12 protein-coding genes are annotated in these 12,481 nt (G+C 72.6%); 10 read left to right on the top strand and 2 right to left on the bottom strand.

Annotation, left to right across the window (positions count from 1 at the left end; genetic code table 11):
* The first annotated feature begins 154 nt into the window (after positions 1-154).
* Positions 155-754, top strand: a complete 600-nt coding sequence (locus tag ACIPTO_RS14085) for a hypothetical protein (RefSeq protein ID WP_401191596.1) — start codon at positions 155-157, stop codon at positions 752-754.
* Here the strand turns inward: ACIPTO_RS14085 and ACIPTO_RS14080 are convergent.
* On the bottom strand, positions 744-1,631 hold the full coding sequence (locus ACIPTO_RS14080; protein WP_366314489.1) for a hypothetical protein: 888 nt from the start codon (positions 1,629-1,631) through the stop codon (positions 744-746). The genes ACIPTO_RS14085 and ACIPTO_RS14080 overlap by 11 nt on opposite strands.
* A gap of 208 nt (positions 1,632-1,839) precedes the next feature.
* Between ACIPTO_RS14080 and ACIPTO_RS14075 the strand changes: the two genes are divergently transcribed.
* From ACIPTO_RS14075 to ACIPTO_RS14055, 5 genes are all read left to right on the top strand, one after another.
* Positions 1,840-2,880 carry a MerR family transcriptional regulator gene (locus tag ACIPTO_RS14075; protein WP_401191593.1) on the top strand — a complete coding sequence of 347 codons (1,041 nt, stop codon included), beginning with the start codon at positions 1,840-1,842 and terminating at the stop codon, positions 2,878-2,880.
* Positions 2,881-2,940: 60 nt separating this feature from the next.
* A complete protein-coding gene (locus ACIPTO_RS14070) occupies positions 2,941-4,386 on the top strand; it encodes an acyl-CoA synthetase (protein WP_366313848.1) in 1,446 nt (481 codons plus the stop codon).
* 403 nt (positions 4,387-4,789) lie between these two features.
* Entirely contained in the window at positions 4,790-5,830 is a 1,041-nt protein-coding gene (locus tag ACIPTO_RS14065; protein WP_366313846.1) for a rod shape-determining protein, read from the top strand.
* 59 nt (positions 5,831-5,889) lie between these two features.
* Positions 5,890-7,251 (top strand): GAF domain-containing protein, encoded by a 1,362-nt coding sequence (locus tag ACIPTO_RS14060; RefSeq protein ID WP_366313844.1) that lies wholly within the window; start codon positions 5,890-5,892, stop codon positions 7,249-7,251.
* A 211-nt stretch (positions 7,252-7,462) separates the two neighbouring features.
* Positions 7,463-8,305 carry a DUF1932 domain-containing protein gene (locus ACIPTO_RS14055; protein ID WP_401191590.1) on the top strand — a complete coding sequence of 281 codons (843 nt, stop codon included), beginning with the start codon at positions 7,463-7,465 and terminating at the stop codon, positions 8,303-8,305.
* On the opposite strand, the gene ACIPTO_RS14050 is transcribed toward ACIPTO_RS14055, so the two are convergent.
* Complete coding sequence (locus ACIPTO_RS14050; protein ID WP_401191587.1) at positions 8,306-8,824, bottom strand: hypothetical protein; 519 nt, start codon at positions 8,822-8,824, stop codon at positions 8,306-8,308. It abuts the gene before it with no gap.
* 750 nt (positions 8,825-9,574) lie between these two features.
* Here ACIPTO_RS14050 and ACIPTO_RS14045 point away from each other — a divergent pair.
* The 4 genes from ACIPTO_RS14045 to ACIPTO_RS14030 are packed head-to-tail and all read left to right on the top strand — an operon-like array spanning position 9,575 to position 12,473.
* Positions 9,575-10,681: an ATP-binding protein gene (locus ACIPTO_RS14045; RefSeq protein ID WP_366313836.1), complete on the top strand. Its 1,107-nt coding sequence runs from the start codon at positions 9,575-9,577 to the stop codon at positions 10,679-10,681.
* Between the two features lie 20 nt (positions 10,682-10,701).
* Positions 10,702-11,529, top strand: coding sequence for a roadblock/LC7 domain-containing protein (locus tag ACIPTO_RS14040; RefSeq protein ID WP_366314487.1), 828 nt, complete (start codon positions 10,702-10,704; stop codon positions 11,527-11,529).
* Positions 11,522-11,908, top strand: coding sequence for a DUF742 domain-containing protein (locus tag ACIPTO_RS14035; protein WP_366313834.1), 387 nt, complete (start codon positions 11,522-11,524; stop codon positions 11,906-11,908). Before ACIPTO_RS14040 ends, ACIPTO_RS14035 begins: the two co-directional genes overlap by 8 nt.
* 4 nt (positions 11,909-11,912) lie before the next feature.
* The gene (locus ACIPTO_RS14030; protein ID WP_366313832.1) at positions 11,913-12,473 is read left to right on the top strand and encodes an ATP/GTP-binding protein; all 561 of its coding nucleotides are present in this window, start codon (positions 11,913-11,915) and stop codon (positions 12,471-12,473) included.
* Positions 12,474-12,481 lie beyond the last annotated feature (8 nt).

The following is a 12,481-nucleotide window of genomic DNA, read 5'->3' as shown; positions in this document are numbered from 1 at the left end:
GAACACAGGCTAGCCATACTGGGTTGCCCGGGCAATGGTCGGGTGACCATGTGACTACCGAACGGCCCCGACACCTCCCGGCCGACCGCGCACCGGCGGTGCGCGCGGCGCGCGTCCGACGGCCGCGCCCCGGGTGTCGGCGGTGTGCGCGACGATGGATCGCATGCCCGCCGCGAAACGCCCCGCCGCCCCCTTCGGCCCTCTCGACCTCCAGCTCGTCCTGCTGCGCCGCATGGCGGACCACAACCCGGACCTGGTCGAGGACGCCCGTCATGAGCTGGGCGTCTCGATCGCCGGCATGCGCGAGGCCAACAGGCGGTGGCAGGCGATGCTGCACGCCCCGCGCGGCCGGGCCGCCGCCGCGCGCTACCGCTCGGTCCTCGGCGCCCCCGAGGCGACCGTGCGGCGCAGGATCGGCGACCTGGACTGCGAGGCCCGGCTGTGGGCGCTGCCCCTCTGGCCGGACCTCCGCTTCGAGGTGCTGACGGCCCCGAACGGCGCGGTGTGGAACGCGTGGCTGGTCCGCGCCCCGGGCGCCGAAGGCCCCGCCCTCCGCACCCTCGACGACCTGACCCCCTGGTCCTGCACGGTCGACGAGGCGGCCCGCGCCTTCGCTCCCGCCCGCCCCCTGGAGGGCACGGCCCCCACCCGGTGGGGCCTCGCCTTCACCGCCCCGGACGCGCGGGGCGTACGCCACGCGTGCGCGGCGGAGTTCACCTGGGGGCTCCTCCAGCGCACGGCGGTCAGCGGCTGACGGCCGCCCCCAGCACCGCGTCGACCACCGCGGCCAGCGAGGACTCGGGATGCAGATGCAGGAAGAGGTTCGGCTCGACGAGTTCCAGCTCCATCACACACGGCCGCCCGTCCGGCCCGTCGACGAGGTCCACACGCGCGTACAACAGCTCCGGGGAGTCCGGTACGGCGGCCAACGCCCGCTCGGCGACGGCACGTTCGGCCTCGGTCGCGGTCCACGGCTCCAGGTCCGGGTGCGACACCTTGTCGTCGTCGTACGCCGTCCCGCGCGCCAGCACGGCCCCCTTCCGCGAGGCGTGCACCAGCCGGCCCCCGAAGAACAGCAGCGCCCGCTCCCCGCTGACGTCCACGTTCGTCAGATACGGCTGCACCATCGCGGTCAGCCCCTCCGCGTGCATGCGCTCCAGCTGCCGTACGGCCGTCTCGTGCCGGTCGGGCGTGTAGCGGGCGGCGAAGCGGGCGCCCGCGCCCGAGGTCGGCTTGACCACGTACTCGTGGTCGTCCGGCAGCTCGGCGGGGCCGGCCGGGTCGCCGGGCGCGAGGTAGCGGGTCGGCACGACGGGCACGCCGGCCGCCGCGAGGTCGCCGAGGTAGCGCTTGTCGGTGTTCCACCGCACGACCTGCACCGGATTCAGGAGCCGGGTCGCCTTCGCGGTCCGCTCGGCCCACGCCAGGAACTCGGCGGGCCGCCAGCTGTAGTCCCAGGTGGAGCGGATGAGCACGAGGTCGTGGCCGCCCCAGTCGGTCCCGGCGTCGTCCCAGGGCGCGGCGACCGCCTCGGCCCCGGCCGCCCGCAGCGCCTCCACCAGCACCGGCAGGTCCCGGTCCTTGCTGGGCCCGCTTCCGGGGTCGTAGGTGGCGAGCGCGATTCGGGGCACGGGAGCCTCCAGCTTCGTACGGCGGTCGTTCGGCGGTCGTCCGGCGGTCGTCCGGCGGACATGGGACGGTCGTCGGCGGCAGATCGTCTCGGCAGGGTAACCACGGCGACCGCGACCGCGGCAACCGGATTGACCTTCCCCCTCGGTGAACCCCCAGCATCGGTGCCGGAACCAAAGAGAGGCCGAGGTGCGCATGAAAGGCGCGGACATGCTGACGATCGGGGCCTTCGCGCGGGCGTGCAGGCTGTCGCCCAAGGCGTTGCGGCTGTACGACGAGCTGGAGCTGCTGCGGCCGGCGCGCGTGGACCCCGACAGCGGCTACCGGTACTACGCGGCGGACCAGCTGGAGCGGGCGCGGCTGGTCGCGTGGCTGCGGCGGCTCGGGATGCCGCTGGCCGGGATCCGTGAGGTGTGTGCCCTCGAACCGGCCGCCGCCGCCCGCGAGATCCGTGCCTTCTGGGCGCGGGTCGAGGCGGAGACGGCGGAACGGCGCGACCTCGCCGGGTTCCTCGTCGACCATCTCGCGGCCGGGCCGGCCGTACCGGGAAAGGACACCACCATGCTGGAGCTGCGGTATGCCGCGCACTCGGACCGCGGTCTGGTCCGCCCCTCGAACCAGGACACCGCCTACGCGGGCACCCGGCTGCTCGCGGTCGCCGACGGGTTCGGCCCGGCGGGCGCGCCCGCGAGCGGGGCGGCCGTCGAGGCGCTGCGTTTCCTGGACACCGAGGAACTGCCCGCCGGCAATGTGCTCAACCTGCTGGAGGAGGCGGTACGGGGTGCCACCGAGGCGGTCCGTGACGTGGCCGGTCCCGGGGAGAACGGCACGACCCTGACCGCGCTGCTGTGGACGGGCTCGAAGCTGGCGCTGGTGCACATCGGGGACTCGCGGGCGTATCTGCTGCGCGACGGCGGGCTGTTCCGGATCACCCACGACCACTCCGTCGTCCAGTCGCTCGTCGACGAGGGCCGGCTGACGCCGGAGGAGGCCGGCACCCACCCTCAACGCAGCATGCTGCTCAAGGCGTTGACGGTCGGCACGCCGGACCTGAAACTCCACGACGCCCACCGGGGCGACCGCTACCTCCTGTGCTCGGACGGCCTGACCGGGGTCGTGCCCGAGCAGCGGATCCGTGAACTCCTCACCGCGGGCCCGGATCCGGAGGAGGCGGTACGGTCCCTGGTCGACGCGGCGAACGCGGCAGGGGGTCCGGACAACATCAGTTGTGTGGTGGCGGACGTGGTGTAGGAACGGGGGTGTCCCCGACGGTTGGGGACCCTTGTCCCCGACGACCGAGGAGAGCACCGCGTGTCCACCCTCTTTCCCGCCCTGACCGAGCCGGGCGGCCGGCCCGCGCTCAGGTTCGGTGACCGGTCCCTGACGTACGCGGAGCTGGGCGCGGCGGCCGACGCCCTAGCGGCCCGGTGCGCGGGCGCGGGACGGGTCGCCGTGTGGGCGACCAACTCGCTGGAGACGGCCGTCGCGGTCGTGGCGGCACTGCGGGCCGGGGTGGCCGCGGTGCCGCTCAACCCGAGGTCGGGCGAGAAGGAACTCGGCCACATCCTGACGGACAGCGCACCGGCCCTGGTCCTCGCGGCCCCGGACGACGAACTTCCGTCCGCGCTCGGGCACTTGGAGCGGGTCGACATCGACGTGCGGGGTGCCGGGGTGGCCGGTCCCGACGTCTCCCCGGGCGAGGAGGACGCCGCCCTCGTCGTCTACACCTCCGGCACGACCGGCCCGCCCAAGGGTGCCGTCATCCCGCGCCGGGCGGTCGCCGCGACGCTGGACGCGCTCGCCGACGCCTGGGAGTGGACCGGCGACGACGTCCTGGTGCACGGGCTGCCGCTGTTCCATGTGCACGGGCTGGTGCTGGGCATCCTGGGCCCGCTGCGGCTCGGCGGCTCGGTGCGGCACCTGGGCCGCTTCAGCACGGCGGGCGTGGCACGGGAGCTGAACGACGGGGCGACGATGATGTTCGGCGTCCCGACGATGTACCACCGCATCGCCGAGTCCCTCCCCGACGACCCCGAACTCGTCAAGTCCCTCGGCCGGGCACGCCTGTTGGTCTCCGGCTCGGCCGCGCTCCCGGTCCACGACCACGAACGGATCGCCTCGGCGACCGGCCGCCGCGTCATCGAGCGCTACGGCATGACGGAGACCCTGATGAACACCAGCGTGCGCGCGGACGGCCGGCCGCGCGCCGGAACGGTCGGCGTCCCGGTGCGCGGGGTGGAACTCCGGCTGGTCGAGGACGACGGCACCCCGCTGTCCCGGTACGACGGCGAGAGCGTGGGCGAGATCCAGGTGCGCGGGCCGAACCTCTTCACCGAGTACCTCAACCGGCCCGACGCGACCGCCGCCGCCTTCACCGCCGACGGCTGGTTCCGCACCGGCGACATGGCCGTGCGCGACCCCGACGGCTATGTCAGGATCGTCGGCCGCAAGGCCACCGACCTGATCAAGAGCGGCGGTTACAAGATCGGCGCGGGCGAGATCGAGAACGCGCTCCTCGAACACCCCGGGGTCCGCGAGGCCGCCGTCACCGGCGAACCGGACCCCGACCTCGGTGAGCGCATCGTGGCCTGGATCGTCCCGGTGGACCCCCAGTCCCCGCCCCGGCTGCCCGAGTTGGCCGAGCATGTGGCGTCCCGCCTCGCCCCGCACAAACGCCCCCGTGTCGTCCACCACCTCTCCGCGCTCCCCCGCAACGACATGGGGAAGATCCTGAAGCGCTCCCTGACCCACGACTGAACGCCTCCCGGCCCGGGAGACCCCGGCCCTCGTCACGGACGACACGCGGACGGCACGCGGGCGGCCGGGGCGGGGGCACGGGTGCCGCGATCCTGGAGAGGCCGCCGGAGGATGCCCGGTAGACGGCCCGCCAACTCCGTTTCCACCCGCGGGACTTGGCCGGACCGGACCTGATCCGGACCTCATGGACCGGATGGGGCGAGCGGCCCCGACACGGCGTCACGAGGGCGGCCTCCCCTGCCCTTTATCCATTCTTTAATTCGGGCATTACAGACAAATACCCCCATTTAGCGGCACCCCGCCCGGCCCACCACAAGGCGCGCCCGCCCCACCGCCCCCGCACGATGCGAAAGAGGCCCGCCGCCCGGCGACGCCCCGGTCCGTGCTCTCGGGAGAACCTGCCATGACCGTCAGTCTGGAGCAGTTGCGACGCTGCCATTTCGCCGTCGACCTGGGTGCCGCCCGTACCCGTGTCTACGTCAAGGGCGCCGGGCTCGTCGTCGACCAGCCGTCCGCCGCCGCCGTGAACACCCGGACCGGCGCGCTGATCGCCGTTGGAGAGTTCGCGGAGAAGATGACGGGCCGTACGCCCGACTACATCCGGGTGGTGCGGCCGGTGTCCGGCGGCACGGTCGTCGACATCGAGATGGCACAGCGCATGCTGCGCCACCTGATCGGCGACAAGGTGCGCCGCGCGCTGCGCCGCAAGCCCCGGCTGCGGGCCGCCGCCTGCACCCCGCACGACGCCGATCCCCTGGCGCAGCGGGCCGCGATCGAGACGCTGGTCGGACTCGGGGCGCGCCGGGTGGAGCTGGTCGACACGCTGATCGCCGCCGCCGTCGGCTGCGGGCTGCCGGTCGAACGGCCCGAGGCCACCATGATCATGGTGTGCGGGGCCGCCGCGACCCAGGTCGCCGTGCTCTCCCTCGGCTCGATCGTGACCGCCGAGCGCATCCCGGTGGGTGGTGAGGCGGTGGACCACGCGATCGTCCAACACCTGCGCCACGAGCACGAGTTGATGCTCCCGAGCCAGTCCGTACGACCGTTGCAGCTGGCGCTGTCCGGCAACGGCCTCACCCAGCAGGGCCCGACCACCACCGAGATCCACGGGCGGGACGTGGCCAGCGGCCTCGCGCGTTCCGTACGGGTCGACACCGCGGCCGTCCGGGACGCGATCGAGACCCCGCTGACCGCCGTGCTCGACGGGATCGGCCGGGTGCTGCGCAACTGCCCGCCCGACCTGGTGGCCGACCTCGCGGACCGCGGGATCATGATGGTCGGCGGCAGCGCGCTGCTCCCCGGCTTCGACCAGATGCTGCGCGTGGCCACCGGGATGCCGGTGCACATCGCGGAACGGCCGGACGTGTGCGCCGTACAGGGACTGGGCTACATGCTGGAGGGCAAGATCGAGCCGCTGGTCCTGGACCCGCTGGCGACCACCTGAGACCGGGCCCGGCCGGCCCGCGTGACAGCGTCCCCGACCTCTCCCGGCTGCTCGAAGCGGTGCTGAGCGTCGGCTCGGAGCTCGAACTGCGCACCACGCTCCAGCACATCGTGGACGGCGCCGCCGAGCTGACCGGCGCACGGTACGCGGCGCTCGGCACCACGGACCCCGGGCAGGACGGCCTCACCGAGATCCGCACCGGCGGGACCGAGCCGCCGCCCGCCGGGGTGCTCAGTGTGCCGATCCACGTCCACGACGAGGTGTTCGGCCACCTCCACCTCGCCGGCAAGCAGCACTCCGCGCCCTTCACCGCCGAGGACGAGCAGCTCCTGCACGTCCTCGCGGCGCAGGCCGGCATCGCGATCGGCAACGCCCGCCTGTACGAGACGGCCCGGCAGCGCGAACGCTGGATCGAGGGCGCCGCGGCCGTCACCACCGCGCTGCTCACCGGCGAGCGGGCGGCCGACGCGCTGGCCACGGTCGCGGAGGGCGCCCGGGCACTGGCCGACGCGGCGGCGGGCGTGATCCTCCAGCCCACCCCGGCGGGCGGCATGGAGATCGTCACCGCCTCCGCCCAGGACGACCCGGGCGACTTCGTCGGTACGACCATCGCGCCCGGCAGCCCGGTCCTGGTCCAACTCCTGGGCGGCGAACCGGTGTTCATCGACGACTCGGCGACCGACCCGCGCATGACGACGCACGTACGGCACCGGTTCGGCCCGAGCATGATGCTGCCGCTCCAGGCGGAGGGCCGCCTCATCGGCACCCTCGCCCTCCCCCGCCGGCCGGGCGACCGCCCCTACACGGCCGTGGAACGCCTGCTGGCGACACAGTTCGCGTCCCAGGCCGCGCTCGCGCTGGTCCTGGCGGACGCGCAGCACAGCCGGGAACGCCTCGCGGTCTACGAGGACCGGGACCGGATCGCCCGCGATCTGCACGACCTGGTGGTCCAGCGCCTGTTCGCCACCGGCATGATGCTGGAGTCCACGCAGCGCAGAACCACGGAGGCGGACGAGGCGCACGACCTCCTCGGCCGCGCCGTCGACGAACTCCAGTCGACGGTCCAGGAGGTCCGCACGGCGATCTTCGCCCTGCAGCAGCCTCCGGCGGAGGCCCCGACGTCCCTGCGGGGCAAGGTACTTCGCGAGACGGCGACCGCGTCGGCGATCCTCGGCTTCGCGCCCTCGACGCACTTCGAGGGCGCGGTGGACACCCTGGTCCCCGACCGGGTGGCGGCCCCGCTCCTGACCGCCCTCGGCCGCGCCGTCACCGCCGCGTCCCACCGGACCGGCGTCACCCGCCTGGAGATCACGATCGACGTGACCAGACCCCTGCCGGACGGCCGGGACGCCGTACGACTGCGGGTCCATGACGACGGAGGGACGGACGGGACGACGGTGAACTGGCAGTCGCCTCTGTAGGGTTCGGGCCGCTCAGTAGGGCAGGAGGCGCCCCGACGGCGTCCTGCGGTCGATGGTGTCGTCGCGGGGCGTGATGGGCCGGCGACTGACGCGAACGCGGATCTGTCGGTTCATGGCGCCCTCCCGAGGCTCATATCTCCTATGCCCCTCTCCTATGCCCCGCACTCGCCCTCGCGACTCCCGACAACATCAAGTCCGTACGGTGAGGCCCATGACGACCACTTTCACGCTGCTACATCCCGGGGCCATGGGCGCGAGGACGGGCGGCGAGGCGACCCGCACGGGCACCCGGGTGCTGTACGTCCCCACAGGCCGGAGTCCCGCCAGTCTCCAACGGGCCCGCGCAGCAGGCCTGGAGCCCGCCGACTCCCTCGCATCCGCCCTCGCCGCAAGCGACTTCGTCCTCTCGGTGTGCCCGCCGCACGCGGCGGAGGACGTGGCGCGCGAGGTCCTCGCGCACCCCTTCCGGGGCGTGTACGTGGAGGCCAACGCGATCAGCCCGGACCGCACCCGGCGTATCGCGGCGGCGTGCGCGGAGCGGGGTGTGCCGATGCTGGACGGCTCGATCGTCGGCGGCCCGCCGGGACCGGACAGCGCGCCCCGCCTGTACCTGAGCGGGGAGAGCGAGCAAGTCGCCCGCCTGGCAGGCGCGTTCGAGGGAACCCAGGTCGTGGCCCGTCCCCTGGACGCGGAGATCGGTGCCGCGTCGGCGCTGAAGATGGCGTACGCGTCGTACCAGAAGTCGGCGCGCGTCCTGGCCGCCGTGTCGCACGCCCTCGCCGCGCACCACGGCGTGGGCCCCGAACTCGCCCGCGAGGCGGCCTCGTTGACGGCCAACATCCTCGCCGAGACCGACCAGCTCCCCAGCGTCGCGGCCCGCGCCTGGCGCTGGGCACCGGAGTTGGGGGAGATCGCGGCGACACTGCGCACGGCGGGACTGCCCGCGGAGATGGCGGACGGGGCGGCGGCGGTGCTGGGCCGCTGGGCGGACGACAAGGACGACCACGGCCTGACGGTGGACGAGGTCCTGCGGCACCTCCGGACGGAGGGGTGACTACGGCGCCGTCGCGGCCCCCGTGCCCCGCAGCTCCCGCACGGTCCCGCCGAGCCGCGACCGGAACCCCGCCAGCAGCTCGGGCTGCGCGCTGACCACCCACCGCGTACCGACGAGGTACTTGCCGCCGTAGACGGCCGCGCTGTCCAGCCAGGTCACCTTGAACCGCTCCTCGGGGAAGGTGGTGATCCGGTACTCCCCCAGCTCCGTACGGCAGACCCCCTCCCGCAGCTCGTCCGCGTCGATCCGGATCTCGGCGGTGCACCCGGTGAGCCCGGCGATGACCTCGACCTTGGCGGGGGCCACGACTCCGGCCTCGGGAGCGGCGGTGACCGCCGCCGAGGCCGGCGCCGCGCGCTTGCGGTCGGCGTCGTCGGCCTCGCCTCCACCGCAGGCCACGGCCAGGGGAAGAAGGGCGAGGGCGGCGCCTCTGCGGAGGCGGGAGGTGGAGCGTCGGGCGGGTCGGTGGACCTGGCTCGTCGTGTGGGCCTGGCGCGTCGTGCGGGTCCGCTGGGTCATGGCAGGGGGTACGGGGGCGCCGGGACGGCCGTTCACCCCGGACGACGAACAGGGGCTGTCCCGCACCGTGTGCGGAACAGCCCCTGTCGATCGAGCGCCGGGCAGGCCTTGCACCTGCATTTCCCCGCGGGAAGCGGGGCGTCTTTCCTTGGACCACCAACGCAGCACCAGTCGACCGGAGTTACGGCGACGGGCTCAAGATCCAGCATAGCCCGAAAAGGCGCCCGAGCCGAATCGGACCGTCCGTCGGGCGGTCCGCCGGGCCGTGCATCGGGCCGCCCGCGCATGCCGGTTGCGCGCGGATCGGGTGAGGAAGTGGTGGAGACGGCCGAACCAACACGGTGCGACCGCAGCACAGTCGGCGATTACGGGACATCTCGTCGCCCATATCAGAGCGGCGGGGGCGATACCCTGCGACGTCGGACGCGCCGGCGTCTCCGTCCTCCCAACACCCCTTGCGCAGCAGGCATGTTAACTCCGTGAAACCCGATGGAGTGAACTCTGAGGCGTCGGTTGACGGTGATAGCATTCCGCCGTCTGCGACCTTGATCCACTTTTGGTCAGACTTCGAGTCTGAACGCGGTCACCCCTCCGCGTCGACCAGCCATGCAGTCCCCTGGACGGGTTGCGGATCCCTGCAAGGCGTACTCGATGACGCCTGCACGCCACGCGCCGGGAAAGGTTTCCATGACTCAAGACGTGCTTCTTTGGTGCCTGGTTGCGATAGCGGTGATAGCCACAGCCGCGGTCGTGGCTCTCGTGCTCCGCAGCAGAGCCCTGAAGAGGAAGAAGAAGGAATCCGAGGCGGCGCTCGAAGCGCGGCTGCGGTACACGCAGGGTGAACTCGACCGCGCCCAGGCCGCCTTGGTGACGATGCGGGACGAACAGGACGGTGTCATCCGCGAGGCGGGGCAGGCCGCCGAGGAGAACACCAAGGCGGTCCTCAAGGGCGCCGCCCGCTTCCTGCAGAGCCTCGCGGCCGAGCAGACCACCCTGCTGGACGGGGTCCAGCGGGAGTACGGCGGCCACGCGGTCCTCTCCGACCTGATGGACATCACCCACGCCAACGCCCAGATGGCCCGCAAGGCACAGGGCATCGCCGTCATGTGCGGCGCCCCGCTGGGCCGCCGCAACCAGCCGGCCAGCGTCTACGACGTCGTACGCAGCGCGCAGAGCCAGATCCGCAACTTCCAGCGGGTCGAGATCATGCAGCCCAGCGGTATCGCGCTGAAGGCCTCCGCCGTCGCGCCGGTCGCCCTGGCCGTCGCCGAACTCCTCGACAACGCGGCCAGCTTCTCGCAGGCGGACGCACCGATCGAGGTCACCTTCCGCCAGGCCCAGAAGAACCTGTGCATCGTCATCGACGACGCGGGCGTCGGCATGGGCGACGAGGACCGGCAGCGGGCGACCGCGCTGCTGTCCGGAGAGGGCCTTCCGCAGCTGTCCGAGCTGGGCACCCAGCCGAAGTTCGGCTTCCCGGTCATCGGCCTGATCGCCCGTCAGCACGGCTTCACGGTGGATGTCACCGGTGTCTCCCGGTACGGCGGCGTCCGGGCCGTCGTCCTTCTGCCCGAGGAGCTGTGGACCATGGAGGAGACCCTGCCGCCGGCCACCGAGGCGCCCGTGAGCACCATCCGGCCGATGGAGACCGGACGGTCGGCGCGTACGGCGGGCGGTCTGCCCAAGCGCGGATCCCGGATGTCGCCCACCGGTCTTCCCAGCAGTGGAGAGCAGTCGCCCCGCCGGAGTGCCCGGCGCGGCTCCGGCAGCCTGGCGGCCCTGCAGCGCGGTACGCAGTCCGCGCGTGACACGGCCTCCTTCGACACCCAGACGCCCGGAGGGTCCGAAAACGCATGAGTACAGCAGACCTGTCCTGGATGGTCCAGGACATCGTGGACAACGTGCCGAGAGCACGGCACGCCGTGGTGCTGTCCGCGGACGGCATTCCGCGCGGGTCCACGGACGACCTGACCGGACAGGACGTGCGGACCATCTCCGCCGCCATGGCGGGGATGCAGTCGCTCAGCCGGGCCACCGCCCACTTCGCCGGGCTGGCCAAGGACCGGCAGTGGATCCAGACGGTCATCGAGTTCCAGCACGGCTGGGTGTTCCTGATCGGCGCCGGGCAGGGCGCCTATCTGGCCGCCGCCGCGGAGCCCGACGTGGACATGGAGCAGCTCTCGTTCCGGATGAACCGGCTGGTCTCCCGGCTGGGCAACAACCTCACGGCGCCGCCGCGGGTGACGGCCGGTGACGCGGCGCACAGCGTGGACGCCGCCTCGGCACAGCGCGACGCGGAGGGCGGCGGGGTCTTCCTGCTCGCGGAGCTGGACAAGGCGGTGGCGTCGGTGCCGGGCGCCCTGCACGCGCTGCTGCTCGGCGCGGACGGTCTGCCGCGCGGGGCGAGCGCGGGCATCGGCAGGAACCTGGCGGACACGATCTCGGCGGCCATGACGGGCATCCACGCGTACAGCCGGGCGACCGCGCCGTTCGCGGGCGGCCAGCAGGACGACGAATGGATGCAGACGGTCATCGAGTTCGAGCACGGCTGGGTGTTCCTGATCGCGGCGGGCGAGGGCGCCTTCCTCGCGGCGGCGGCCGAACACGGTTGTGACATCGAGGAATTCACCGTACGTCTGGGCGACACGATGCCGGCGCTCACCGCCGGGTCGGCCGCCCGCGGAGGAAGGACGGGCGATGCGTGACGACCTGGACAGCGAGCTGGAACTCACGGCCCCATTAGTCCCACTCTTCGTCATCGCGCAGGGTCGCGCCCTGCCGCGGGAGAGCGAGTACGAGCACACCACGATCATCACCGCCCAGGACGGCGCCCTGACGGCGGCCCGCACGCTGTCGCCCGAGGCCCGTACGGTCATGGACCTGATCGCGGACGGCTTCCTCTCGGTCGCCGAGGTCGCCGCGCACACCCGGCTGCCCCTGGGCATCGTCCGCATCCTGCTGGCACAGATGGCCGAGGACGGTCTGATCCATGTGCGTGACCCGGTGCCGCACGCCGAACGCCACGACCCCGTCCTGCTGACCGCCGTGCTCGACGGCCTGATGCGAATTCGAACCGGAGCGTAGTCCCGTGTATCTGGATCCCGACGTCTCCCGCTCCGTGAAGATCCTGGTCGTGGGCCACTTCGCGGTCGGGAAGACCACGTACATCGGAAGCGTCTCCGAGATCGAGCCGCTGCAGACCGAGGAGGAGATCACCGAGGCCAGCGAGGGGCTCGACGACATCTCCGAGACCCCGGACAAGACGACCACGACCGTGGCGATGGACTTCGGGCGTCTCACCCTCGGCGAGGACCTGGTCCTCTACATCTTCGGAACCCCCGGCCAGGAGCGGTTCAAGCAGATGTGGGAGGGGCTGTCCCGGGGAGCGCTGGGGGCGCTGGTCCTGGCCGACCCCGAGCGGCTGGAGGAGACGTTCCCCGTCCTCGACCTGGTCGAGGCGTTCGGTCTGCCCTACGTCATCGGCGTCAACACGTTCGAGGGCAAGCACCAGTTCCCGCTGGACGAAGTGTGCGAGGCACTCAACATCGCCGAGGAGACCCCGGTCATCCACTGCGACGTCCGTGACCAGGACTCCTCGATGCAGGCACTCATCACCCTCGTGAAGCACCTCTTGTCCTCACTCGGCTAGGAGCCAGC

Source organism: Streptomyces sp. NPDC090083 (assembly GCF_044747445.1).
Taxonomy (GTDB): domain Bacteria; phylum Actinomycetota; class Actinomycetes; order Streptomycetales; family Streptomycetaceae; genus Streptomyces.
The sequence above is the reverse complement of the archived record's forward strand: the minus strand, read 5'-3'. Positions and strand labels throughout refer to the sequence as shown.

What these genes read in the sequence shown, in the direction of transcription:
- ACIPTO_RS14085 (WP_401191596.1), top strand. Translation starts at nt 155, where the DNA reads ATGGATCGCATGCCCGCCGCGAAACGCCCCGCCGCCCCCTTCGGCCCT.
- ACIPTO_RS14075 (WP_401191593.1), top strand. Translation starts at nt 1,840, where the DNA reads ATGCTGACGATCGGGGCCTTCGCGCGGGCGTGCAGGCTGTCGCCCAAG.
- ACIPTO_RS14065 (WP_366313846.1), top strand. Translation starts at nt 4,790, where the DNA reads ATGACCGTCAGTCTGGAGCAGTTGCGACGCTGCCATTTCGCCGTCGAC.
- ACIPTO_RS14055 (WP_401191590.1), top strand. Translation starts at nt 7,463, where the DNA reads ATGACGACCACTTTCACGCTGCTACATCCCGGGGCCATGGGCGCGAGG.
- ACIPTO_RS14050 (WP_401191587.1), bottom strand. Translation starts at nt 8,824, where the DNA reads ATGACCCAGCGGACCCGCACGACGCGCCAGGCCCACACGACGAGCCAG.
- ACIPTO_RS14040 (WP_366314487.1), top strand. Translation starts at nt 10,702, where the DNA reads ATGGTCCAGGACATCGTGGACAACGTGCCGAGAGCACGGCACGCCGTG.
- ACIPTO_RS14035 (WP_366313834.1), top strand. Translation starts at nt 11,522, where the DNA reads ATGCGTGACGACCTGGACAGCGAGCTGGAACTCACGGCCCCATTAGTC.